The sequence below is a fragment of the Rhodoferax sp. genome (assembly GCF_028714215.1).
GTDB lineage: Bacteria > Pseudomonadota > Gammaproteobacteria > Burkholderiales > Burkholderiaceae_C > Rhodoferax.
In genome coordinates this window covers 30010-53555 of the sequence record NZ_JAQTMS010000024.1, presented here as the reverse complement: position 1 = coordinate 53555, position 23546 = coordinate 30010, and the positions used below count along the sequence as shown (strand labels likewise).

The 23546-nt window shown below is 65.7% G+C and carries 21 protein-coding genes; 5 read left to right on the top strand and 16 right to left on the bottom strand.

Annotated features, from left to right (window positions below):
- Positions 1-64 precede the first annotated feature (64 nt).
- On the bottom strand, positions 65-751 hold the full coding sequence (locus PHS32_RS12545; protein WP_301079335.1) for a response regulator transcription factor: 687 nt from the start codon (positions 749-751) through the stop codon (positions 65-67).
- Positions 752-955: 204 nt separating this feature from the next.
- On the opposite strand from PHS32_RS12545, the gene PHS32_RS12540 reads away from it, so the two are divergent.
- Positions 956-1345 (top strand): hypothetical protein, encoded by a 390-nt coding sequence (locus PHS32_RS12540; RefSeq protein ID WP_301079334.1) that lies wholly within the window; start codon positions 956-958, stop codon positions 1343-1345.
- A gap of 232 nt (positions 1346-1577) precedes the next feature.
- On the opposite strand, the gene PHS32_RS12535 is transcribed toward PHS32_RS12540, so the two are convergent.
- The 4 genes from PHS32_RS12535 to glpA are packed head-to-tail and all read right to left on the bottom strand — an operon-like array spanning position 1578 to position 6973.
- On the bottom strand, positions 1578-2393 hold the full coding sequence (locus PHS32_RS12535) for a CoB--CoM heterodisulfide reductase iron-sulfur subunit B family protein (protein ID WP_301079333.1): 816 nt from the start codon (positions 2391-2393) through the stop codon (positions 1578-1580).
- Complete coding sequence (locus tag PHS32_RS12530) at positions 2390-4099, bottom strand: 4Fe-4S dicluster domain-containing protein (RefSeq protein ID WP_301079331.1); 1710 nt, start codon at positions 4097-4099, stop codon at positions 2390-2392. The genes PHS32_RS12535 and PHS32_RS12530 overlap by 4 nt, the downstream gene beginning before the upstream one ends.
- A 4-nt stretch (positions 4100-4103) precedes the next feature.
- Positions 4104-5402 (bottom strand): glycerol-3-phosphate dehydrogenase subunit GlpB, encoded by a 1299-nt coding sequence (gene glpB, locus PHS32_RS12525; RefSeq protein ID WP_301079329.1) that lies wholly within the window; start codon positions 5400-5402, stop codon positions 4104-4106.
- Complete coding sequence (glpA, locus tag PHS32_RS12520) at positions 5399-6973, bottom strand: anaerobic glycerol-3-phosphate dehydrogenase subunit A (protein ID WP_301079328.1); 1575 nt, start codon at positions 6971-6973, stop codon at positions 5399-5401. Before glpA ends, glpB begins: the two co-directional genes overlap by 4 nt.
- Before the next feature lie 279 nt (positions 6974-7252).
- Between glpA and PHS32_RS12515 the strand changes: the two genes are divergently transcribed.
- Complete coding sequence (locus PHS32_RS12515) at positions 7253-8338, top strand: membrane dipeptidase (RefSeq protein WP_301079326.1); 1086 nt, start codon at positions 7253-7255, stop codon at positions 8336-8338.
- Here the strand turns inward: PHS32_RS12515 and PHS32_RS12510 are convergent.
- The 11 genes from PHS32_RS12510 to PHS32_RS12460 form a co-directional block, all read right to left on the bottom strand.
- Positions 8335-9321 (bottom strand): NAD-dependent epimerase/dehydratase family protein, encoded by a 987-nt coding sequence (locus PHS32_RS12510; RefSeq protein WP_301079325.1) that lies wholly within the window; start codon positions 9319-9321, stop codon positions 8335-8337. The two genes, PHS32_RS12515 and PHS32_RS12510, sit on opposite strands and share 4 nt — an antisense overlap.
- Positions 9322-9361: 40 nt before the next feature.
- The gene (locus tag PHS32_RS12505) at positions 9362-10201 is read right to left on the bottom strand and encodes an SDR family NAD(P)-dependent oxidoreductase (RefSeq protein ID WP_301079323.1); all 840 of its coding nucleotides are present in this window, start codon (positions 10199-10201) and stop codon (positions 9362-9364) included.
- Between the two features lie 54 nt (positions 10202-10255).
- Positions 10256-11866 carry a GMC family oxidoreductase N-terminal domain-containing protein gene (locus PHS32_RS12500; RefSeq protein WP_301079321.1) on the bottom strand — a complete coding sequence of 537 codons (1611 nt, stop codon included), beginning with the start codon at positions 11864-11866 and terminating at the stop codon, positions 10256-10258.
- Between the two features lie 5 nt (positions 11867-11871).
- Positions 11872-12651 (bottom strand): enoyl-CoA hydratase/isomerase family protein, encoded by a 780-nt coding sequence (locus PHS32_RS12495; protein ID WP_301079319.1) that lies wholly within the window; start codon positions 12649-12651, stop codon positions 11872-11874.
- Between the two features lie 23 nt (positions 12652-12674).
- Complete coding sequence (locus PHS32_RS12490) at positions 12675-14018, bottom strand: MFS transporter (RefSeq protein WP_301079318.1); 1344 nt, start codon at positions 14016-14018, stop codon at positions 12675-12677.
- 30 nt (positions 14019-14048) lie between these two features.
- Positions 14049-15527, bottom strand: coding sequence for a class I adenylate-forming enzyme family protein (locus tag PHS32_RS12485; RefSeq protein ID WP_301079317.1), 1479 nt, complete (start codon positions 15525-15527; stop codon positions 14049-14051).
- Complete coding sequence (locus PHS32_RS12480; protein ID WP_301079316.1) at positions 15524-16666, bottom strand: acyl-CoA dehydrogenase family protein; 1143 nt, start codon at positions 16664-16666, stop codon at positions 15524-15526. Before PHS32_RS12480 ends, PHS32_RS12485 begins: the two co-directional genes overlap by 4 nt.
- A gap of 173 nt (positions 16667-16839) precedes the next feature.
- A complete protein-coding gene (locus PHS32_RS12475; protein ID WP_301079314.1) occupies positions 16840-17871 on the bottom strand; it encodes an AraC family transcriptional regulator in 1032 nt (343 codons plus the stop codon).
- 143 nt (positions 17872-18014) lie between these two features.
- Positions 18015-18398 carry a transcriptional regulator gene (locus tag PHS32_RS12470; protein WP_301079313.1) on the bottom strand — a complete coding sequence of 128 codons (384 nt, stop codon included), beginning with the start codon at positions 18396-18398 and terminating at the stop codon, positions 18015-18017.
- Positions 18399-18608: 210 nt separating this feature from the next.
- On the bottom strand, positions 18609-19100 hold the full coding sequence (locus PHS32_RS12465) for a hypothetical protein (RefSeq protein ID WP_301079312.1): 492 nt from the start codon (positions 19098-19100) through the stop codon (positions 18609-18611).
- 290 nt (positions 19101-19390) lie between these two features.
- The gene (locus PHS32_RS12460; RefSeq protein WP_301079311.1) at positions 19391-19702 is read right to left on the bottom strand and encodes a HigA family addiction module antitoxin; all 312 of its coding nucleotides are present in this window, start codon (positions 19700-19702) and stop codon (positions 19391-19393) included.
- 288 nt (positions 19703-19990) lie between these two features.
- Between PHS32_RS12460 and PHS32_RS12455 the strand changes: the two genes are divergently transcribed.
- From PHS32_RS12455 to PHS32_RS12445, 3 genes are all read left to right on the top strand, one after another.
- Positions 19991-20824, top strand: a complete 834-nt coding sequence (locus tag PHS32_RS12455) for an enoyl-CoA hydratase-related protein (protein WP_301079310.1) — start codon at positions 19991-19993, stop codon at positions 20822-20824.
- Between the two features lie 79 nt (positions 20825-20903).
- Positions 20904-22325, top strand: a complete 1422-nt coding sequence (locus PHS32_RS12450; protein ID WP_301079308.1) for a bifunctional enoyl-CoA hydratase/phosphate acetyltransferase — start codon at positions 20904-20906, stop codon at positions 22323-22325.
- 6 nt (positions 22326-22331) lie between these two features.
- Positions 22332-23513 carry an acetate/propionate family kinase gene (locus tag PHS32_RS12445; RefSeq protein ID WP_301079307.1) on the top strand — a complete coding sequence of 394 codons (1182 nt, stop codon included), beginning with the start codon at positions 22332-22334 and terminating at the stop codon, positions 23511-23513.
- Positions 23514-23546: the final 33 nt, after the last annotated feature.

Genomic DNA, 23546 nt, shown 5'->3' with positions numbered 1-23546 from the left:
TTCTACCAGGATGCGGTCTTCCGCCAGGCGCAGCGGGTTATCCTTTTGAAGAAAGCGCGCCAGACTAATCATCCAGCAAGCCCTGTTTGCGTGCCTCGAAAATCGCCTCGGTTTTGGAGGTGACCTCCAACTTTGCGTAGATGCGCCGCACGTAGGTGAGCACGGTATGGCGCGAGACGCTGATCAGCTCGGCGATTTCGTCCGAGGTATAACCGCGCGTGATGAACTCCAGCACTTCCTTTTCGCGTGCCGACAGGCGGATTTGCTGTTCGGTGGCATTCGGCTTCGCCAAGGCGGTGGCAGGTTTGTCGTTGTGCCGGAAGCGCGTCAGAATCTGGCGCGCAATCAGCGGGCTGATCGGACTGCCTCCCGCGTACAGACTGCGGATTTCAAAAATCATTCTTTGCGGCTCGCTGTCCTTGAGCAAATAGCCCGAAGCCCCCGCTTCCAGCGATTGCATCACATGGGTCTCGTCGCCGAACGTGGTGCTGACCATGATGTTGCAGCCCGGCTGCTTCGCATGCGCGGCCCGGATGACGTCGATGCCGGAGCCGTCCGGCAGGCCCAGATCGACCAACAGCACATCGATCTGCACCTGATCCAGCGCCTGCAAGCCCTGCGCCCGCGTTCCCGCCACGCTCAGCAGTTTCATGTCCGGGGCGCCGCGCATCGCATCCATCAGCGCATTCTGAAAATTGACATCGTCCTCAACCAGCGCCACGCGGATGAGGGAGATGGGGATATCTTGCATATGAAGCAACCTTCGGAGAGGGTTAACAATCGCCTTGCGACTCGGCGAGAGTCAAATATTGCCACATATCGACTGCCGGCAATGTCGCCGGTAGTTCCAGTTACCTGGGACCATTGTCGGTGCCCTTTGTCCCCAGTTCTGGGGACATACAAGCGGCAGCGACTTCGCTAGCATCAAAGCCTGTCACCAAAAAGGGATCAGGGTATGAAAAAAAGCGCACGCCTCATTTCAATCACGGCGACGCTGCAGCTTGCAGTTTGCTGGACGGCATCAAGCTTCGCCTCCGAGCCGGACAAGGCGGTGGTTCGCACCGTCTACGCGGCGCAGGCCACGCCCGCCATTGCCAAATCGGTTGGCTTGCTGTCACGCATTGCCGAGGGAGATCGTTTCGCTGTGGTGCAGCTTGCCAACGGCACTTGGGGCCTGGCTTTGCTGGCGAGCGGCGCCGGGCCGGTGCCGCTCGATAAGATCGCGCTGCCCCGGCCCGGTCAGGCAGCGCCGATCGGCGCGGGCGAGGTCAAGCTGGTCCACTTGCTGAATCCTTCGCGTGGGGCCGGTTCGGAGGCAAGCTACCTTGCCGAAGCCCAGCCATGAATGCGGTGCGGTCAGAAAATCGTGCTACCCCCGCGATCGGCGGCAAGCGTCTGTGGTTTGCGCCGGTCGCACACCAACCCTGCACGAGAGACCAGGTCGGTGGGGCACTTAGCGCAGGTAAAGGAGGAGCCCGCAGGGCGGGGGACACGGAGCTGAGTGCCCCACCGGCCTGATCCACCCGCTACGCTGAACGGCGTTTGGCATGCCATCCTTTCGGGAAAGATCCGGAGTACTAAAGCCCCAGGGATTTCTCTGGCAGGCCCAGTGCCAGTCCCAACAATTGGGTGTACAGCAGGGTGCGAAGCGACGGGTCGGCAACGTCCGCCTGCACCCCATCGAAGCGCAGATGGCAGTGCGGGCAGGCGGTGCACATCACTTGGGCACCGGACGCCAGGGCATCGGCGATCTTGGCGCGCGTGATTTGCTCCGACAGCGGGGTGTTGGCCCCATGCAGCGGATCGCCGCAGCAATCCAGCCGCCTGGGCCAGTCGATGGGTGTCGCGCCGGTCAGGCGGATCAAGGTTTCGAACAGCGTCGGCGCCATCGGGTTGTCGAATCGCGCCACGTTGCTGGGGCGCAGCGTGTGGCAACCGTACTGGGCAGCGACCCGCAGACCGGAGCGCGGCGCGCGCACCGCGGCGGCCAGCGCGTCGACTCCGATCACTTTGGCCAGCACCGGCAACACGTGCTCGACCTGTGCCTGGCCCGACCAGGTCAGGCCCTCGGCGGCCAGCGCCTGGGTCACGCGCGAGCGCAGCGCTGCGTCCTCTTCCAGGAAAGTGATGGCATGGCGCAGAGTGCCGAAGCAGCAGGCGCAAGGCGTCAGCAGGTCCAGGCCGGCTTGCTCGGCCAGCGCCAGGTTGCGGGCGGCGGCCAGCACGAAGGCGTCGCGGCTGACGTCCCGGGCCGGATAGCCACAGCAGTTGAATTCCAGATCGACCAGCGTGACGCCCAGATGCTGCAACACGGCGCGGGTGGACGCGGCGTAGGCCGGCAGCCGCGCGGGGATCTTGCAGCCCAGGAACAGCGCGTATTTCACGGCGGTCATGCCAGCGCCCTCCGACTGCGCACGGTGCCCAGGCGCTGCACCGCCAGCGCGCGCAACTCGAGCATGATGTCGGCCACGCGTATGCCCTCGGGGCAGTGCTCCTGGCACTGGTAGCAACTGGCGCAACTCCAGACCATGCTTGAGCCCAGAGTGAGGTCGCGCAGACCCAAGCGCAGCAGGTTCATCACCTTCTGCGGGGTCAGATCGACGCCGCAGGCGGGGTCTGTGCTGTGCGCCACCACCGGGCAGACGTTGCTGCAGGTCTGGCACTGGACGCAGCGTGAGAAGCTGCTGCGATTCGCCGACAGCGGTGCATGAGAGGCATCCGGATCGAAAAAGCTGCGCGGCCAGGAATCGCTCTGCAAGGACTCGGCCCAGGCCAGGGCCGGACGTGCCCGCACCCACTGCGCCGGCGCTGGCAGGCCCGCGGCGGTGAGGTCGGCGCGCCCGGCCTGCCACAGGTCTTCCAGGTCCAGCCCCACCGGGCACTCGCTGGTGCAGCGTCCACAGTCGGTGCAGAGAAAAGCGCCTTCGGCAACCCGAAGGCTTTCGTCTTCGCGGCCGGCGCGCTGCAAGCGACCGCCGGCCAGCGCGCCGGTGACGATGAGCTTGTGCGAGGGCAGCAGATAGGGGTTGTCCAGATAACGTGCCAGCGGCGCCACCGAGCAGTGCGCATCGCAGATGCCGCAACGCACGCAAGCCTCCAGTGCCAGTGCCCGCCGCGACGCCCGTCCAGCGCTGGAGAACGCCCGACCCGGCGCCGCACCGTTGACCATCAGACTGACCGGGGCGGCGACGGCGTGGAAAAAGCGGGTGATGGGCAGCGTCGCCAGGCCAATGAAACAGGCGAACACGTGGAGATAGAGCAGCCAAGTCTCTGCATGCCCCCGGTCCAGGACAGCCGCCAGCGGCGCCAGCACGCGGGAGACCGGGTAGGAGACAAACGCGGAGGCGGCTCTGGCGTGGCAGGTTGCGCAGTCGGCCTCATGCATGGCGCGCCCTTGTCGCATCACGTCCGCTGCGACCGGCTCCTTCAGGTCGTCGAACGCCACGCCGAACTCGCTGGCCCAGAGGGCGCGCAGCGGCATTAGCTCGGCTGGATCGGTGCTGCCGTTGAACTCCTTGGCCATGCGGTAAAAAGCCTGCGGTGAGGCGATCTTGTCGGCTTCCAGCAGAAAGCCCGTCACCAGCACAAACCCCAGCAGCGCAACAAAGGCCGCGGCCAGGGGCCCTCGCGCCGGCGGAAAGCGCGTGCGCCGGCGCCACCGCCCGAACAGGAACAGTGCCAGGCCGACCACGACCATCGCCCCGGACAGATTGCGCAGGAACAGATAGGGATTTCGCGTCGACTCGTAGCCCGGGAACAGCTTCACTGCCACAAAGGCCGCGAGGGCATGCATCAGCAGCAACAGCATGAACCCGGCAAACATGAGCAGGTGTGCCAGCCAGCGCGGCTTGTCGCGCCGGTACAAGCGACGCTGCAACAGCACGTCGAGGCACAAGGCACCGAGCACTTGAAACACGCGTCGGCTGAACAGTGCCGCGGCAGCGCCCCGCAGCAACGCATGCAGCCGCTGCGCCGGCGTCACCGCTTGCGCGTCGGACCCGATACGCAGCCGCAACCAGGCCGACACGCGCCACAGCAAGCCCAGCGCGCACAGCAGCAGCGATGCGTTCAGAGCGTTCTGAAAAAGCGTGTGCGACATGATGCTAGCCAGCCTCGGTTCCACGCAGTTGCTGCGTGAGCTGCGCTATGGCCGCCCAGGCGGTGGCAATGGCCAGTCCGGAGCCGCACTTGGCGCGCATCCAGTCCTGCTGCGCCAGGATCGAGCCGATAGCGAACAGTCTAGTCCAGGCCGGCTGCCCGCTGGCGTCCAGCGGCCGCCAGGCGTCGTCCACACTCAATCCGGCGCGGTTGATGGCGTGGCCCGCCGGGTCCAGAAAGTCGCGCTGATGCCAGGCGTCACGCGCGGCCGGTTGCTGCACCGGCAAGCTCAAGAGGCTCTCACGCACGCATTGCCGATCGGCCGTCAGTCCCTGGCCGCTGAAGCGCCCGGTCGCCAACACCACCGCGCTGGCGCATACGCGCTCGCCGCCGGGAACGCCTTCGAGGTCCAGTAGGGCCTTGCTGCCATCCCATGTCAGCGCCCGCACGCGGGTCTGCTGGCGTCGCAGCACGCCCAGCGACGAAACCGCCGCTTCCAATGCGCCCAGCAAGCGCAGCCCGGGCACCGAGGTCGGCATGGTCGGGATCTCGAACACCGGCAGGCCCAAGCCCGCCTCGAAGGCCGCGTGGACCTCGCGCGAGCGCGCCAGACCCAGCACCGCCGGCAGTCCCACTGCACGCGCATCGCCCAGCTGCGGCTTGATGAGTGCAATCGTGCGCTCGCGCGTTTCCCGGCTTTCCAGGGCCTGTGCCAGATGCACGGCGTAGACCTCCGGCACGGCTTCGAAGCCCGGAAAGTCGATCCGCTGGTGCCGCAGATCCGGCCAGCGCTGGGCCAGCGTCTCTGCAATCTGTCGCGCGCTGAACTCGCGCAGGCCGCGGAAATCCACCAGCAGGCAGGCTGGCCGCCGCTCCAGCGCGGCTACACCGGCAACCATGGTCAGCGGCACGCCCAAGGTGGTCTTGACCGTCCCTATCGATGTCAGCAACTGGCTGTTGCGCTCCCCCAGCGGGGCGTAAGCCATCCCGGCGCCGGCCAGGGCCGCGACAAAGCGCTCGAAGGCGGCGCGGATAGCGACCGGAGCTACCCGCGCCAGAGGATGCTCGGGTTGCTCGCGCGCCAGGGCTGCCAAGGCGGCGTAAGGCGATTGCCACAGGCGCCGCTCCACGACCGGGTGGACCGCCAGCAGATCCAGCAACCCGCTGGCGAACAGAATGCCGCCGCCGCTGCCGACCTGGATGCAGGAGAGGCCCCGCTGTGCGGCAAACAGGGCCGCCGCCATGCCCGCCATGCCGGCGCCGATGACGGCGACGTCGTAGCGCTTGACCGCTCCGTCGCTCACGGTGTTTCCTCACGCAACTCTTCGCCGAACAGGCCGCAATGCAGCGCCTCCGCCAACTCGGCCTGGGCCAGCTGCTCGCCCCAGAGGACGGCCTGCTGGCCGCGCCAGCGTTCAGCGACGAAGTCAAGCATCTCGGCCAGGCCACGGCGCGCCTGAAAATCGCCTTTTTGATACAGGTGGGCCGCCATGCGCACGGTGCAGAAGCCGCCCTGGCAGGCGCCCTTGCCGACGCGGCTGCGCAAACCTATGTCGGTCAGTGTCGGGCTGTCGCCGGCCGCACGCAAGGCGGCGTGGATGGCATCGACGGCACTGGCCGGCACCATTTCGCATTCACACAGCAGCGCCTCATTCGGCCTGCGGGAAGCCATCCACTCGCGCGCCGAATGCCCGGGCGCGGTCCAGGCACATTCCGCCGCCTGCGGCAACAGCGTGGTGGCGGTGACGCAAGGGCTTGTTACGCCCAGGCGCCGGCAGACCAGATCGGCGGCGCGTTCGGCCATCAGCCGGCAGGTGGTGAGCTTGCCGCCGGTGAGGGTGGCGAAGTTGTCCAGACCGTGCTCCTGGTGGTCGAACAAGGCGAAGCCGCGCGACACCGCCCGGCTGTCCGCCGCATCCGCGGCGCCCAGCAGCGGACGCACGCCAGCGTAAGCGCGAATGAAGCGCGTCGTCGCCAGCGCCGGCAGCATCGGAGCGGCCTCATCGATGATCAGGTCGGCCTCGGCGGTCGTGGGGCGAACGTCTTCCAGTGAGTCGACCCGCGTCGACGTGGTGCCGATGATGGAGACCGTGCCGCCGGGCATCAGGATGTCGCCGTTGCCGGGCCGGCGCAGGCGGTTGAGCACGCGACTGGCCAGGCGTGTGTGCGTGACCAGCAGCGTTCCCTTGGAATAAGTCATGGCGATAGCCGCGCCAGCCAGCAGCGCCACTTCCCGCGCCCAGGCACCCGCCGCATTGACCACCTGCGCGGCTTCGATCCGCAGCTCCGGCCCCCCGGCCCGGGGCTGAAGGCGCACCGCGCGAATGCGTCGCCCCTCGCGCTCGAAGCCCACCACGCGAGTGCGCCGCAGCAGCCGGGCGCCCAGGCTGCGCGCTTGTGCCATGCTCTCCAGCGAGAGCCGGAACGGGTCGATGGCGGCATCGGGCACCTCGAACACGGCGATCGTGCGTTCTGAGAGCGCCGGCTCCTGGGCCCGTGCCGCGGCGACATCCACCGCGCGCGCCGTGATGCCCGAGCGTGCGCAGTGCGACGGGAAGTCGGCGATGTAGCGTTCGTCGTCCCCTTGCACGGCGACGAAATAGCCGCCGGTATCCTGGATCGTCTGGGCCGCCACGCGCTTGAGAATGGCGCCCTCGGCGCGGCACTCCATCGCCGCCGCCGAATCGCCGGCGACATAGCGCGCGCCGCTGTGCAGCAGGCCGTGATTGCGCCCCGAGGCGCCGGCGTTGAGGTCGTCCTGCTCGACCAGCATGCATTCGACGCCGCGCAAGGCCAGGTCGCGCGCCAGCGCCGTGCCGGTGACGCCGCCGCCGATGATCAGGACCTGGGTCTGCATGACCGATGGGAAATTCAATGCCATCGCCTTTCGCACGCCGCGCCGATGAAGGAGGGTGGACTCTGTTCCGCCCGGGCACGCTTGACCCTTGACGTCAGTCCGCCGGTGTCGCAGCACGGCCACGGCGCAAGCCCTTCTGCTGAGACACCGACCAGGCTACAGCTTAGCCGCGACTGGCGTAGCGGCATTGACAGGCATCAAACGCCGACGATTGGACATCATGTACCGACCTGCCCCGGCCGGGTCCACCTCGACCTTCCTAGAATGGCAAATTTCCCTAACCAGCAAGGAAGCGCGATGAGCGTGATGCCCTACCCCGTCATCAACCTGCAAGGGCTGCTGTCCAACCCCAATGTCGCGCTGGAGGCAGCCAGGGCCGGCACGCTGGATCGGATCGGCAGCGGTATCGGCGCCCGCGTCGACGCCAGGGCCCTGGCCGATGCCAGGCAATCGGGGCTTACGGCAGTGAACTTGACAATTGGTCACGTGCTGGGGTCCGCCGACCCACGCTGCACGACGGCGGACGACATCCGCGCCTGGGACGCCTTCATCGCGGAACACAGCGACGCCTTGCTGAAGGTGCACTCGGCGGGCGATATCCTGGCAGCGCAGGCCAGCGAGCGCGTCGGCGTGATCTATGGCTTCCACAACAGCGAGATGCTGGGCGACGACGCGCAGTCCGTGGCCCACTATGCCGCACTGGGCGTGCGCGTCATGCAACTCAGCTACAACGGACGCAATCGGGTGGGCGATGGCTGCATGGTGGCGCACGACCAGGGACTCAGCCGCTTTGGCCATGAAGTACTGGCGCAGATGCAGGTGCAGCGCGTGCTGGTGGATCTGAGCCACGGCTCGGAGAAGACCGGCCTCGACGTTCTGCGCGTTGCGACCCGGCCGGTTGCCATCAGCCACTCCGGCTGCCGGGCGCTGGCCGACTTGCCGCGCAACACCAGCGATGCCGTGCTGCGGCAACTTGCCGCCAAAGGCGGCGTCCTGGGCCTCTACGGCATGCCGTTTCTGCGCCAGCAAGGCCAGCCGATGGCCGTCGACCTGCTACGCCACCTTGAGCACGCGATCAAGATCTGCGGCGAGGACCACGTCGGCATCGGCAGCGACGGCCACGTCACCACGGTGGACGATCTGGCCAACTACCTGCACTTTCTGGGCCAGGATGTGGCGCAACGCAAACAGGCCGGCGTCGGCGCTGCCGGCGAGAGGGAAGCGGTGGCGCTGTTTCTACCCGACCTGTGCGGCCCGACACAATTCCAGAGGCTGGCGGAACTATTGCAACAACGTGGGCACAGCAGCTCGCGTATCGAAAAAATCATGGGCGGCAACTTTCTGCGTTTGCTGCGCGAGGTCTGGGACGCAGGATCGGCTTAGCTTTGACTGACCGAAGGGTGGTCTTTCATTTGCGCCATGGAGGCCCGGAAATCGGGATAGCGCAAGCGATAGCCGGTGGCCTTGAGTTTGCTGTTGTCGACGATGTAATGGTCGTAAAGATAGCGGATGGCGTCGTATTCCAGCTCCGGGATGCGGCCTTGGCGGGCCGCGATCAGGCCATCGACGCGGGCCACCGGCTTGAGCAGCCACAGGGGAAGATGGCGCTTGGGCACGGTGGTGCCAAAAGTCTGCGCCGCCATCGTCAATGCCTGTTGCAGCGTCGGACTGGAATCATCGGCCAGGTTGTAGGCTTGGCCCACCGCATCATCACGTTGCGAGAGGTATTCCAGCGCCGCCGCCACGTCCTCGACCCGGATGTTGGACAGGCGCTGGCGGCCATGCCCCGGAATGGCGGCAATCGAGGTCGCCCGCGAGAAGGCCTTGCCGGCACCGTCGGTGCAGCCGGGGCCGTAGACCGTGCAAGGCCGGGCAATGAGCGCCGGCAGCCCTTGGGCGATACGCTTCCAGACCACATCCTCGCCGTCGCGCTTGCTGGTGCCGTAGTCCTCCTGCGGCCGGCGCGGCATGTCTTCGCGCAAAGGCGTCCCCGGATAAGGCCCGTAGACACTGGTGGAGCCTACCTGGATGAAACGCTTGACGCCGGCATCGAGGGCCAGTCGGGTGATGCGTTCCACCCCCAGCACATTGACCGGATGGAGCTTGGCTAAAGGCGTGGAGAAATTGCAGATGGCACCCAAATGAAAAACCCGGTCCACCGGCCCGGCAAACAGGGGCGCCAGGGAGTCGGGCCGGGTCAGGTCGGCGGCGATGAATTCGACGCCGGGCTGACGCCCAAAGGCGCTCTCAGGACGCGTTCGGTCCGTCGCCCGCACCGGCACGCCCAGGGAAGCCAGATGTTGCACCAGACAACGGCCGACAAATCCGCTCGCCCCGGTCACCAGCGTGATACCCGTGTAAGTCATAAGCTCTCCCGTCTTCAGTGCCGACCGCAACCAGGCGCCACTATTTGATATCCATGTGGTTCAACAGAATGGCGTCGCGCAGCCACAGCGGCAGAAAGCGGTTGAGCAACAAGAAGAAGCTGCTCATGAAGTCGAGCTGCTGGTAATAGGCCGGTCGCTCCTGATGAACGATGGCGGCGATTTTGCGGCCCGCTTGCAGTGGCGTCGGTGCCGACTTGATCAGTTGGTCGTCGCGCGCGATGAAGCGCGCAGCCCGCTCCCGGTAAGGCGAACCCTGGGGCGGCAGTTGGTGGATCTTGGCGGCAAAAGTGGTCGAGACTTGGGCCGGCTGGATCAGGGCGACCCGAATGCCGAACGGCGCAAGCTCATAACGCATCGACATCACCATGCCTTCGACCGCGAACTTGCTGGCGGCGTAGATCGATTCGAAGGGAAAGGGAACCTGGCCCACCAGGGAAGACATCGCAATCAACTTGCCGGCGCCCTGGCGACGCATGGCCGGAATGAAGGCCTGAAAGATGGCCGCGGTGCCGATCACATTGATTTCGAGGCACTTCTGGGCCGCCTCCAGATCGGCCTCCTCGAACGGGCTAAAAAACCCGATGCCGACGTTGGAGAGTACCGTATCGACCCGCGCGTACCTGGCCAGTACCTCGTCCCGGAAGCGCAGGATGCCGGGGCGGTCGGTGATGTTCAAGGCCACCAGATAGTGGCTTTGTCCGGACGCTCCCGAGATCTCATCGAGTTCGATTTGCAAGGCGGCTATGCCGGCCTGATCGATGTCGAAGCCGACGATGCTGTCGCCGGCCGCGGCCAGCAGCCTGGCCGCCTCCTTGCCCATGCCATCGGCGACACCTGTAATGACGACTACCTGTCCCATGCTGGTCTCCTGTTTGTGATTCGGTGGGTGAAGGTGGCCCTTGCGCGCGGCCGCTTAGCCGCCGGTGGCGCGGGCATCGGCGCGAACCATGGCGGCCGCTTTCTCGGCAATCATGATGGTCGGCGCGTTGGTGTTGCCGCCGACGATGGTGGGCATGACGGAGGCATCCACCACGCGCAAACCGGCGATTCCGTGCACGCGCAATCTGTCATCGACCACGGCCAGTGCGTCGCGGCCCATCTTGCAGGTGCCCACCGGGTGGTATTGGGTGTCGGAAAAGGTGCGTATGCTTTGTTCCAGCGCCTGCTCATCACTGGCATCGACCGGGTACAGCGCCTGGCCGCGGACGGCCGCCAGCGGCGCGCCCTCCAGCACCCGAAACATCTGTTTCACCCCGCGCGTCAAGACCGCAATATCCTCCGGCGCGCTGAAGAAACGCGGATCGATCAGCGGTGCCGCGGCCGGATCGGGCGAGGCCAGCCGCAGCGTGCCGCGGCTGCTGGGCCGCAGCAGGGCGACACGGCTGCTGATGCCATGGCCCAGGTGCATCTTGCGCGCATGGTCGTCCTCCAGTGCGACGATGAAGACCATTTGCAGATCGGGCACATCGACCTCGGCGCTGCTGCGCAAGAAGGCGCCGGACTCGGCGTAGGGCGTCGTCAGCGGACCGCTGCGCCGGCGCTTCCATTGCCACAAGCCCTTGGCGATGCGCAGTGCGCCGGGCAGCGACAGGCCATAGGTGGCGTTGTTGCTGGCGCAGCGGTACGAGTAGACGTAGTCGATGTGGTCCTGCAGGTTCTCGCCAACCCCCGGCAGGTCGTGCAGCGTCGCGATACCCAGGCTCTGCAAATGGGCGCCCGGCCCGATGCCCGACAAGGCCAGCAGTTGCGGCGAGCCGAAGGCGCCGGCGCACAGGATCACTTCATGGCGCGCCCGGAGTTCCAGCGGCGCTCCGCCGGCGCGCGCCTTGACGCCGATGGCGCGCCGCCCCTCGAACAGCAGGCGCTCGCTCAGCACGCCGGTCAGCACCGTGAGGTTGGGTCGGCCCCGATGCGGCGTCAGGTAGCCCTTGGCGGCGCTGCAGCGTTCGCCGCTCTTCTGCGTCACCTGGAACATGTAGGCGCCAAACTGCTGCGCGCCGTTGTAGTCCTCGATGACGGGAATGCCCGCCGCCTGCGCCGATTGCAGAAACAAGGCGTTGAGCGGACTGGGCTCGCGCACCAGTGTCACATTCAGCGGCCCGCCCTGGCCATGGTAGGCGTCGTGAAAATCCTCGTTGTTTTCAGCCTTGCGGAAATACGGCAGCACGTCGGCGTAAGACCAGCCCGGGTTGCCCAGCGCGGCCCAGTGGTCGTAGTCCCAGCGGTTGCCGCAGACGTACAGCATGGCGTTGATGGAGCTGGAGCCGCCCAGCGTTTTGCCGCGCGGCTGGTAACCACAGCGCCCGTTCAGGCCGGCCTGCGGCACGGTCTCGAAGGCCCAGTTGTTGATCTTGGACGGCACCATGGCGGGATAGCCGGCCGGCATATGGATCAGCAGGCTGCGGTCCGGTGCGCCGGCTTCCAGCAGGCACACCGTGACGTCCGGATCCTCGCTCAGGCGACTGGCCATGACACAGCCGGCCGAGCCGCCACCAACGACCACGTAGTCAAAAATATTTTCCATGCTGTTCAGGCGCCGACAAAACGTGGCGCGCGTTTGGCCAGCAGCGCGCTGACGCCTTCGATGAAATCACGGGTCTGCATGTGGGAGAGTTGCAGCGCCAGCTCGTGCTCGATGGCGAGCTCGAAGTCTTTCATCAGCGTAGCACGCAAGGTCTGGCGCATGTCCTGCACCGCGATCGGGGCATTGCCGGCGATGACACCGGCCCGGGCCAGGGCCAGCTCGCGCAGCGCCGCTTGATTGTCGGTCGCCGCGTCCGCCAGCCCCAGCCGCAGCGCCTCCTCGGCGCCCACCGGCTGGCCCATCAGCAGCATCCGGCTGGCCGCCTGCAAACCGATGGTGTGCGGCAAGGTGGCGCTCAGGCCGAAGCCGGCATGAAAACCCAACTGCGCGAAGCTGGCATTGAACTTGGCCTTGGGGCCTGCCACGCGCTGGTCGGCCAACATCGCCAGGCCCAGGCCGGCGCCCACCGCCGCCCCTTGCACTGCGGCAATGCAGGGCTTGCGCCCCTGCACCAGGCGCAAGGCCAGGCGGTACAGCTGCTGCGGCGAGCGTTCTTGACCGGCACCGGCCAGGCTCCTGAAATCGACGCCGCCGCAGAACACGTGACCGGCGGAACACAGCACGATGGCGCGGCAATCCGGCTCGCCGTCGCACCAGGCCCAGGCGTCGGCCAACTGCGTCATGACTTCCAGCGACAGGAAATTGAAGCTGCCGGCATTGATCTCCAGCGTCGCCACATGCTGGGCCAGCGCAATGCTCACGTTGGGCAAGGAAGGGATATCCATGGTGTCTTTCGGTTGCGAAGGAGTTATCGGGAAGCGGCTCTGTCGACCACGCTGAGCGTTGGCTGAACGCGCTGCTGGTCGGCCACAAAATGATGCGCCGCGCGCCAGGTGGCCAGTGCCATGATGGCCATTGCCACGGGAATCAGCAACATGGCGCTGGCCAGGCCGGCACCGCGGTGCAAGTCGTCCAGCGCCTGGCCGGCCGCCTGCGCCGACGCCAGCGCAAAGCGGTCCGACAGGGCTCCCACCAGCACCACACCGCAACCGCCGCCGACGACATTGCCGATGCACAGATTGACCGCCATGGCAATGGCGCGCTGGCGCGAGGCCACCACTTCCTGCAGCGCCGGATAACCGCAGACCGTGAACAGGTAGGTGGCCAGCCAGCCGACGGCGAACAAGGCAACAAACCAGCCGACCCGGGTCGTTGGCAGACGCAGCGCAATTAGCGTCAGCAAGGCACCGGCGCCCGACGCCAGCGTGGCCAGATTCAGGCGGCCGGTCTTCCAGCGCTGCTGTAGCGCGTCCGCCAGCCAGCCGCCACCGACCATGGCGACCAGCCCGCTGCCGCCGATGATGGCGCCCGAAATAACGCCGGCCTGCACCAGCGGCAATTGGAAATGACGCTGTAGCAAGGCCACCATGAAGCCGGTGCCGACATAGCCGGCCAAACCGAAGCCTATGGCCCCCAGCGTCAGCCAGCGCATGGAGGGCACGGCCCAGACCTGGCGCAGCGCCGTTCCCATGCCACCGGCCAGGGCGTCCTCCTGCTGCGCTTGGCGTGGCGGCTCCGGCAGCAGCAGCATGACGCAGCCCAGCAGGGCACCGGGGACAGCAGCCAGCCAGAACACCGCGCGCCAGGAGCTCAAAGCAGTGGCGATGGCGCCGCCGCTCAAAAACGCCGCCACCAGACCCAGCGGCAAGCCCAGCATGACCAGGCCGATGGCGCGGGAGCGCCGCTGCGCCGGGTACAGGTCGGCAATCATCGACTGTGCGGTGGGGGCGCAGCTGGCCTCGCCGATACCGACGCCGACGCGGGCCAGCAGAAAGCCGCCCAGACCGGCGGCCGAGCCGCTCAGCGCGGTGGCGGCACTCCAGGCAATCAAACCATAGCCGATCACCCTCTTGCGCACACCGGTGTCGGCCAGACGCCCCAGCAGGATGCCGAACAGTGCATAGGTCACGGTAAAGGCCGCGTTGATCAGGCCCAGCCAGGTGTCGCTGAGCCCGAATTCGACGCGTATCGGCTCCATCAGGACGGCCGGCAGGGCGCGGTCGTAGTAGTTCAGGAACGTCGCCAGAAACAGGATCAGCAACAGGCGCGGCGGCGACACGGCAGACACGCTAACGGCAGTGGAGGAATTCAAGACAGGGTCTCCTTGGGCACGCTGCTGCGCTCAGAGCAGGGTGCTCTCCAACTCGGGGGCCGCACCCAGTTGCGCCCGCTGCACCTTGCCGCCCCCGGTGCGCGGCAGGCGCGCCACCCGGATCACGCGCAGCGGCCGCATGAAGCGCGGCAAAGGTTCTATCGCGGCGCGCACTTCGTCCAGGTTGACCGTGCCCGACTCGGTGTAGATCACCACTTCATGGCCGGTCGTCGCGGAGTCCTTGCGCCACAGCGCGAACTGACCCAGCGAGGCGCAGCGCGTCAGCGCGGTCTCGACGAAATCGATGGGCACGTACTCGCCCTTGACGCGGATCGCCTCGTTCATGCGCTCCAGAAACACCAGGTTGCCGTAGCCGTCGATGCGACCCTTGTCGCCGGTGTGGAACCAGCCGTCCGGGTCCAGTGCCGGGACCACTTTCCCGTCTCTCATATAACCCGAAAAAATGGCCTGGCCAAGCTTGTCGCGGGTCAGGATTTCGCCGTCTTCAGCGACCTTCCAGGCAACGTCGTAGCGCGCACGGCCGGCATAGTTGCTGATGCCCTCGCTGGCCATTTGCGGGTCCCTGGCGCGAAAGTGCCAGGCGTGGCACAGACCGGCCGACTCGGTGGAACCATAGCCGCCGACACCGACCGGAATGTCGAACAGGCCGCACAAGGTGGATTCAACGCCGAAGGCGACGCGCACGCCATGCCCCTGCGCGTCGGCGTGGGTGGTGGTGGTGGCCAGGATGATGGACGGCGCCGCATGCAGCACCAGCGCCGTGATGCCGTGCTCCTTGACCGTCGGCCAGAATTTGGAGGCCGAGAACTGCCGCGTGCCCAGCACGCTGGCGCGCGCCGTCAAGCTGCCGATCAGCCCGTAGCCCAGCGGGTTGATGTGGAACATCGGCAGCGGCGCGAAGACGCGGTCGTTGGGCCCCAGGACCAGGCTGTCGGCAAAGAAGCGGCCCAGGCGCAGCAGGTACTCGTGGCTCAGGGCGCAGAACTTGGGGCGCCCGGTGGTACCCGAGGTGTGGATAAAGCTGGCGATGTCGGACGGCGCGCAGGCCAGGCCGTCCAGCGTGGCTAGCGCTGCAGCGGCGGCCCGGTCGGTACGCGCCCGGTAAGCATCCCACCAGGTCCGCAGGTCGAGCTGCCGGCGCTCGCTGCCGGCCATGGCAATCCCGGCGCGGTCCAGCCAGGCCAGCGCCGCCGGTTGCAGGTCCTGCAGCATCGCCAGCACCAGCTCGTCGGGGTATTCCGGGTTGATCAAGGCCAGTTCCACCCCGGCCAGTTGCGCCGCCAGCCAAGTCAGCATGTAGTCGCTGCCGCTGCGCCCGATCAAGGCCACGCGCGCACCGCGTCCCAGGCCCAGGTCGCGCAGGTGCAGGGCCAGTTGCGCGGCGTCGGCCACGGCATCGGCCAGCGGCTGGGCCGCCTCCACCGTGCCGAACAGCGCTTGCGGCTGCGACTTCGCCGCGGTGACGATCAAGGTGCCCAGATTGCTCATAGCAAACCTCTTTGTTGTTCGTCTTTCAGGATCTGGCGCGCGATGAAGTTGCGCATGATTTCCAGCGAGCCGCCGGCCACCCGCAAGGTCTTGACGTCGAGCAGGATCTGCCCATAAGGCTGATCCCAGTACAGCCCATGGCCGCCGACCAGCGCAAACACTTCGTTGAGGCATTTCTCGGCGGCGTCAATCGCCAGCTTCTTGGCGATGCTGGACTCCAGCGCATGGCCTTGCCCGCGCTTGACCAGATTGGCGGCGTGGTCGCGCACCACGCAGGCGCCGTACAACTGGCTGTAGCAGTCGGCGATGGTCCACTGGATGCCCTGGAAATCGGTCACCTTGCTGTCGCCCACCACCCTTTCCTTGGCGTAGCGGATGGCGTCCGACAGCGCCCGGCGCGCCAGCCCGATGAGCTCCGAGGCATTGCCCAGCCGGCTGACGTTGAAAGTCGTCAAAAAGGTCGCCATGGCCTGGCCCGGCGTGCCCAGCACGGCGCTGTTGGGGACCCGCACCTCGTCGAAATACAGGTCGGCGGTGAGCGCCAGCCGATAGCCCAGCGGATCGGTCACCACGGCTCTGAAACCGGGCAATTTGGTGTCCACCAGAAAAGCCGTCATGCCTTGCTCGGCCATGGCGAAAACCACCGTGACGTCGCTACAGGCGCCGCCGTTGATGTGGATCTTCTTGCCGCTGATGACCCAGTCGTCGCCAGCGCGCCGGGCCGTGGTCTGGAGGGTCTTCAGCGAGGAGCCGGCACCGGGTTCCGAGATCGCCTCCGAGAAGATGATGCTGCCGTCGGACATGCCGGGCAGGTAGTGGGCTTTTTGTTCCGGCGTGCCCCAGATCAGCAGCCAGATCTGCCCCTGCACCTGGGCCTGCGTGGAGGGCAGCCCGTAGCGCGCGATGGTTTCGGTGACCAGGCAGTATTCCGGCGCGCTGCCGCCGTAGCCGCCGAACTCCGGGGGCGTCACGACACCGATCAAGCCCTGCTTGCCCAGCTCGCGGAAGGACTTCAGTGGCAGGTTGCCGGTTTTCAGGCAATCGTCGATCTCGTCCTTGTAGTCGGCGGCAATGGTGCGCAGGGTCGCTACCGCGCGCTTGCCCCACTCGGGGTCTTTCAGTTCCAGGTTGATATTCATGGCATCTCCGGTGTTCAGGGTGGCCAGGCCATCCCGGCCCAGCTCAGCCGAATGATCCGGCGCGCCGGTGGCGCGTGTTTTTCACCGGGGGACATCCCATTGCGCATTGGGGACAGGCGCGGGGAAACCCCTAGCCCCTTATCGCAGGGCGACGGCGCGCGGTGACCGTGACTTCAGTCCGGATCGGGCGATGGACCGGCGTTGGCGTCGGCCTGTTGCCGCCGGTGCTGCGCCGGCGGTAGACCATGGCGCCGCCGGTACCAGTTGACCAGGGCGCTGGTGGAATGAAAACCGAACAGCGGCGCCAGGTCGCTGATCGGGACGCTGGACTGCAAAACGTAGCGCAGGCTCAGCTCGCCACGGACTTCCTCGATCAGGTTGGAGACGGTCTGGCCCTCGCGCGCCAGCTGGCGGTGCACCGTCCGCCGGTCAACGCCCAGGCTGGCGGCAATGTGCTCGGCATCGCAGCGGCCACTGGGCAGCAGTTGCATGATCACGCGCCGCACCTCGTCGGAACGACGCACGCCGACGGAGCCCATCCTGGCTTCGACCAGGCTGCGGGTGCGTAGCGAGAACTCGGGGTCGGCCGTCGGGTTGCGCTGGTCCAGCAGCGACAGCGGGCAGACAAAGCCGTTGAATGCATGGCCGAACAGGGGCCAGTGACCAAAGAACTGCAAATACACCAGCGGGTCGGCTGGCGCCTCATGCCTGAAACAGACGCGCAGCTTGCCCCCGGCATCGGCGAACTGGCCGAGGAAAATCCGAAACGTCGAACCCAGCACAAACTCGCAGAATTGGCGCGACGCGGTGCCCGGCGGCACGCGGTTCTCCATCAGGATCTGGGCCGAGTCGCCTTCCTGCTCCAGCGCATAAACCAGCGACTCGTTGTGGAAACGGATGAACTCCGACACCGCCTGCATGACGTCGCGCACGGTCGGCAGGTCGCGCAGCAGCAAGCCCAATTCGCCCAGGTGCGACAGGCGCCGGTGTTGCGCCAGGGCCAGGCCAAAAGTGGCGCACTGGCTGCGCTGCGCCGATGCCTCCAGCAGTGCGCAGACGCGTTCCGTCGGCAGCATCAGGTCGCGCTCGGTCAGGCTCTCCACCGGCAGTTTGGCGGCCCGCAGCATGGCCACCGGATCGAGCCCCAAGGCGCGCGCCACGTCGGCATATTCGGAGAGCGCTGCGCTGCGGATGCCGGAACTCATGGCGGACTATCTAAAGCAGGCATTCGAGGTCGAGCGAAAACTTGCTCCCCGTTCCTGCGAATGCGGACGCGTGCTACCACTGCTTCGCATGGCACATGGAATCGGTGAGCACGGTGGGGTTGCGGGTGGCTTTGCAACCGATCTCAAGCTGCTACCGAGTGGGCCTGAAGGCTAACTTGCAGCCTCTCGCGCACTGCACGAAAGATGGCAGCCAGATTGGCCATACTGGGATTTCCAGTGGGTGACAACATCCGGTGCAAACTCTTGCTCGGTTTTGCGGTAAGCATTGCGAGTTGCTCAAAGCCGATCGTGGCGTTAACGAGATCACGCAATATGAGTCGGGCGGTCTCAGGCTCACCGTTGAGAAACAGAGTGGCTGCCTCATCCAGCAGTGCCTGCGCAAAATTTGAATCACTCTGCACGCGTTGAATGACGGTTTCTTTGAAGTTTCTAGTCAGTGCCATTGGTTTTACCTCTTGTCGGTTTGAAGCATCCTCACGCAGGTACTCTTCGACTTTGATCGCCATGCGCAACAGTAACACATGTGTTACTGTTGATTCTGCGCCGATTTAGGCACTGGCGGTTCGCAGGCGGCGTGCAGACAATTGCAAGCTTTGTTAGGGGGAAACCTTGGGCAATCATTTGTCGAGCGACAACGCCACCCATGCTGTATCGCACGTCATTGAATTGATGCCCTTCAGCGTGTCTGGGGCAAGCAGGTACGCTGGATCGCATCTTCAGGCCGGCTTGATCTCTTCAATTGAAAAGCTACGCGTCTCTCGCGTCCTCTCCCGCACCAAGTGCACCAAGAAAACAAAACCAAGAATTGTCCACAGCGACCGCTGAAAATGGCCTGTAAGAAAACCAACACCAAAACCAGCGGCCAAGCCAAGCAGCAAATGGACAATTGAAATCGGCTTGCGGGGGAGGTACTTTGCCAGATACGTCTGCTTCGCTTGACCGTCTTTTAAGAGGCTGCACTCGATGTGTCCCTCTAAGATGCTTATGGTCCGGAATGCCACAGCGTATTCCTCGCCGGCTACAGCGAAGGTATGTTTGCTCGATTTTGCCCAGCTTCTGCGCTCTGACACGAGCGCATTGTCAACGTAGATGCGCTCCAAACCGGACAGAATGGAACTCCAGCCCCTGATCGTGTTCTTCCCAAGCGAGAACACGAACCAAAGCCCTTTAATCCTACTTCCCGTCGATGCAGCGGGCAAAGCGTTCATTATGGTTCTCCTGTTCAAGGCGTACGACGGTCGAAATTGATTCATCCCCAGCCATCCCGATGCGCAATATCGGGATCGTGCAAGTCACAGACACAGTTGCGTGGGGTTCGCGAACATGCAATGAGCGATTTTCATTGCGCACTGAACTCTTGCATATCCCCCAAATGGGGGATATTTGCGAGAGGCTCCCCGCTGCGTTGCCGCAGTACCCCGTGAAGATGTCCACGGCTGCTCGCAGGTCCACGTACCGACGACCAAGGGCCGCCATGTTCAGGCGCCCGGCAAGCGGTTCAAGCTGCCGCGGGTGCGGGTTGAACGTGCATCGGCTGGGCCTTGAATTTCTGTACCGCTTGCCACACGTCATAAGCGCTTTGTTCTGCCAGCCATAGACGTGCTTCACCACCACGCGCCAGGCCCAGCCAGGCCTCGATACGCAAGGCCATTTCGGGCGAAATAGCCGCACGGCCATTGAGCACGCGGGACAGCGCGACGCGGGACACTCCCAACTGTTGCGCGGCTTCGGTGACACTCAGCCCCAGCGCTGGCAACACATCGTCACGCAGCATCAAGCCGGGATGCAGAGGGTTAAACATGCGTGCCATTCTTGAATCTCCTGGTGATAGTCCTGATAGTCCACCAGCACGGCATCCGTGCCTTCAAACGTAAATGTCATGCGCCAGTTGCCGCGCATTGAGTTTGCCGAGGTGGCAGGCACTGCTGAGCTTAACTTGTTCGCCATCCAAAAAGGTCTGAGTCAAGCCCGGTTCATTCAGAATATTTAGTGGCCCTGCCTATGTCCATTGGGTTTGCTCAGGCCACCCATCCCACCCAGGCACCCAAGGCCGGAGCGCACCAAGGCAATAATCGGTACTCCACAGGAGACCCCCACCATGCATTGTTTTTCCCTGACCACTGAAAACCACATCGCCCACCTGGTGCTGAACCAGCCCGACGCCTTGAACACCATGGGCCCGACCTTCTGGCGCGAGCTTGACGAGGTACTGAGCGCGCTGCACAAGGACGCGCAAGCCCGCGTCCTGCTCATCAGCAGCACGGGCAAGCACTTCAGCGCCGGCATGGCGCTGGAGACTTTTGCCGGCGCCATCACCATGGACGACCAGAGCCCGGAAGGCCGCGCCGCCATGTTTGACCTGCTGACCGATATGCAGGCCACTTTCAGCAAGCTGGAGACGCTGCGCATACCGGTGATTGCCGCCATCCAGGGCGGCTGTATCGGCGGCGCCGTCGACATGGTGACGGCCTGCTGCCTGCGCTATGCCACGGCCGACGCCTTCTTCTGCATTCAGGAAATCAACATCGGCATGGTGGCGGACGTCGGCACGCTGCAACGCCTGCCCAAATTGGTTCCGCTGGCCCTGGTGAAAGAGCTGGCCTATACCGGCCGGCGCCTGAGTGCCCAGAAGGCTGCGGCTTACGGTCTGGTCAACGAAGTCTTCGAGACGCCGCAGGCGATGCTGGCGGCGGCCCTGCAGTGCGCCGCCGAGATTGCGACCAAACCCCCGGTGGCGATCTGGGGTACCAAGCAGGCCGTGCACTACGCCCGCGACCACTCGGTGGACGAGGCGCTGAAGCAGATGGGCTGGCTGCAAGGCGCCATCTGGAGCAACAAGAACGTGATGGAAGCGGTGCTGGCGATGAAGGGCAAACGCACGCCCGAGTTTGCCGCGCTACAGCCCTTGCGCGGTTTTCGGGATATCGTTTGAATGAATTAGTGATCCGCATCAAAAATAAGTGCGGGGCCGGCTCAAAACCAAGGGTTTTCCCGTAGATACTTGAGCCATTATGAATTTTCCACTGAGCTCCGACCTTGTCGAAAACGTCACTTACGACGAAATCACCGTGGGCCAAAGCGCCCGCCTGCTGCGCACCCTGACGCTCAACGACATCCAGGCCTTCGCCGCCGTCTCCGGCGACACCAACCCGGCCCACCTGGATGCCGAGTACGCCAACGACACCCTGTACCACGGCGTGATCGCCCACGGCATGTGGAGCGGCGCCCTGATTTCGGCGCTGCTGGGCACGCAGTTTCCCGGCCCCGGCACTATTTACCTGGACCAGGCGCTGCACTTCACCCGACCGGTTCGCGTCGGCGACACCTTGACCGTGACCGTCACCGTGGTCAGCAAGGACGACAGCAACAAGAGCGTGGCGCTCGATTGCCAGGTGCTCAACCAGAAGGGCGAGCGCGTGCTGCACGGCACGGCCCGCGTCCTGGCGCCGACCGAAAAAGTACGCGTGCCGCAGGTCCATGCACCGCAAATCCAGTTGTTCGACCCGGAAGCCCGTTTCAAGGAATTGCTGGCGCTGGGTAGCGGGCTGGCGGCGCTGCGCTGCGCCGTGGTGCACCCCTGCGACGCCGGCTCGCTCAGCGGTGCCATGGACGCGGCGCGCTACGGTTTGATTGTGCCGCTGCTGATAGGCCCCGAAGTGCGGCTGCGCCATCTGGCCGAGCAGTCCGGCATCGACCTGACCGGCGTCGAGATCATCTCGGTGCCGCACAGCCATGCGGCGGCAGAGAAAGCCGCTGACCTGGCCGTCAAGGGCGAGGTGGCGATGCTGATGAAAGGCAGCCTGCACACCGACGAGTTGGTGCACGCCGTGCTGGCGCAGCGCTCTTTGCGCACCGGCCGGCGTATGTCGCATGTGTTTCGCTTCGACATCCCGCTCTACAGCAAGCCTTTGCTGATCACCGACGCGGCACTCAACATCCGCCCGACCCTGCCGGAAAAAGTCGACATCATCCAGAACGCCATCGACTTTGCCCGCGTCCTGGGCGTCAAGACGCCCAAGGTCGCCATCCTGTCCGCCGTGGAAACCGTGAATCCCAACATCCCGTCGACGCTGGACGCCGCCGCGCTGTGCAAGATGGCCGAGCGCGGCCAGATCAAGGGCGGCCTGCTGGACGGCCCGCTGGCTTTCGACAACGCCATCTCGGCGCACGCCGCGCAAATCAAGAACATCAAGTCGCTGGTCGCCGGCAACGCCGACATTCTGGCCGTGCCGGACCTGGAATCGGGCAACATGCTGGCCAAGCAACTGGAGTACCTGGCCGGCGCCAGCGGTGCCGGCCTGGTGCTGGGCGCGCGCGTGCCGATTGCGCTGACCAGCCGCGCCGACGGCCCCATGAACCGGGTCGCCTCGGCCCTGCTGGCCCTGCTGGCGGCGCACCACAACAGCCGCGATCACGCACGCCAGGTCTGGTAGCACCTCATGGCCATTCTCAGCGTCAATGCGGGCTCCTCCACGCTCAAATTTTCTCTCCACCCGCTGCAAGACGGCGTCGTCCAGCCCAGCCTGCTGAGCGGCAGCATCGAGGGGCTGGAGCCGGGCGGTGCGCCGCGCCTGGACTGGACTTTTGCGGCGCGCCGGCAAAGCCGCTCGCTGCCAGCCACCGACGGCGACCGCTTCGCGCAAGCGCTGCGCTGTCTGCGCGAACTCCTGGCCGGTGACCCTGCCATTCCGGCCATCGAAGCGATTGCGCACCGCGTGGTCCATGGCGGCGTCGACTTCTGCGCCAGCGTGCGCGTCACCGAGGATGTGCTGGCGCGGCTGACACTGCTCAATTCGCTGGCGCCGTTGCACCAGCCGCAAAACCTGCAAGGCATCCGGGCCTTCCAAAAAGCCTTTCCGGCGCTGCCGCAGGTGGCCTGCTTCGACACCGCTTTCCATGCCACGCTGGCCGAGGTCGATTACCGCTTTGCCCTGCCACCGTGGCTGGCCCAGCAAGGTGTGCGGCGCTACGGTTTTCATGGCCTGTCGTACCAGTACGTGATGGGTGTGCTGCAGCAGCGCAGCACCCTGGCCGGCGGCCGGGTCCTGATGGCTCACCTGGGTAATGGCGCCAGCCTGTGCGCGGCGCTGGAGGGGCGCAGTTGCGCCACCACCATGGGCTTCTCGACCCTGGACGGCTTGATGATGGGCAGCCGCTGCGGCGCGCTCGACGCTGGCGTGCTGCTGTACCTGCTGGAGCAGGGCTGGGACCACGACCGGCTGCAAACCCTGCTCTACAAGCAAAGCGGCTTGCTGGGCGTCTCCGGCATCTCGGCCGACATGCGCAGCCTGCGCGCCGACGGCAGTGTGGCGGCGCAGCAGGCCATCGACATGTTCACGCACCGCATCGTGCGCGAATCGGGCGCCCTGGTGGCCTGTCTGGGCGGGCTCGATGTGCTGAGCTTCAGCGGCGGCATCGGCGAGCATGACGCGGTGCTGCGGGCCCAGGTCTGCGAGCGCCTGGCCTGGCTGGGCGTGGCGCTGGACCCTGCTCTCAACCTGCAAGCCACGGGCGACCAGGTGCTGGCCATCCACCGCCCCGAAAGCCGGGTCCAGTTGTGGGTGATTCCGACCGACGAGGGTCTGGTAGCGGCACGCGAAGCGGCCAGTCTGCTGGGCTGAAAAGCGGGCTGCGCCGCAGTCGAGTCCGCCGTG

Coding starts and splice junctions, on each gene's coding strand:
- PHS32_RS12535 (WP_301079333.1), bottom strand. CDS start 2,393: ATGACCGCCGTGAAATACGCGCTGTTCCTGGGCTGCAAGATCCCCGCG.
- PHS32_RS12475 (WP_301079314.1), bottom strand. CDS start 17,871: ATGAGTTCCGGCATCCGCAGCGCAGCGCTCTCCGAATATGCCGACGTG.
- PHS32_RS12545 (WP_301079335.1), bottom strand. CDS start 751: ATGCAAGATATCCCCATCTCCCTCATCCGCGTGGCGCTGGTTGAGGAC.
- PHS32_RS12540 (WP_301079334.1), top strand. CDS start 956: ATGAAAAAAAGCGCACGCCTCATTTCAATCACGGCGACGCTGCAGCTT.
- PHS32_RS12465 (WP_301079312.1), bottom strand. CDS start 19,100: ATGAACGCTTTGCCCGCTGCATCGACGGGAAGTAGGATTAAAGGGCTT.
- PHS32_RS12495 (WP_301079319.1), bottom strand. CDS start 12,651: ATGGATATCCCTTCCTTGCCCAACGTGAGCATTGCGCTGGCCCAGCAT.
- PHS32_RS12505 (WP_301079323.1), bottom strand. CDS start 10,201: ATGGGACAGGTAGTCGTCATTACAGGTGTCGCCGATGGCATGGGCAAG.
- PHS32_RS12510 (WP_301079325.1), bottom strand. CDS start 9,321: ATGACTTACACGGGTATCACGCTGGTGACCGGGGCGAGCGGATTTGTC.
- PHS32_RS12470 (WP_301079313.1), bottom strand. CDS start 18,398: ATGGCGATCAAAGTCGAAGAGTACCTGCGTGAGGATGCTTCAAACCGA.
- PHS32_RS12450 (WP_301079308.1), top strand. CDS start 20,904: ATGAATTTTCCACTGAGCTCCGACCTTGTCGAAAACGTCACTTACGAC.
- PHS32_RS12455 (WP_301079310.1), top strand. CDS start 19,991: ATGCATTGTTTTTCCCTGACCACTGAAAACCACATCGCCCACCTGGTG.
- PHS32_RS12530 (WP_301079331.1), bottom strand. CDS start 4,099: ATGTCGCACACGCTTTTTCAGAACGCTCTGAACGCATCGCTGCTGCTG.
- PHS32_RS12460 (WP_301079311.1), bottom strand. CDS start 19,702: ATGGCACGCATGTTTAACCCTCTGCATCCCGGCTTGATGCTGCGTGAC.
- PHS32_RS12515 (WP_301079326.1), top strand. CDS start 7,253: ATGAGCGTGATGCCCTACCCCGTCATCAACCTGCAAGGGCTGCTGTCC.
- PHS32_RS12485 (WP_301079317.1), bottom strand. CDS start 15,527: ATGAGCAATCTGGGCACCTTGATCGTCACCGCGGCGAAGTCGCAGCCG.
- PHS32_RS12445 (WP_301079307.1), top strand. CDS start 22,332: ATGGCCATTCTCAGCGTCAATGCGGGCTCCTCCACGCTCAAATTTTCT.
- PHS32_RS12500 (WP_301079321.1), bottom strand. CDS start 11,866: ATGGAAAATATTTTTGACTACGTGGTCGTTGGTGGCGGCTCGGCCGGC.
- PHS32_RS12480 (WP_301079316.1), bottom strand. CDS start 16,666: ATGAATATCAACCTGGAACTGAAAGACCCCGAGTGGGGCAAGCGCGCG.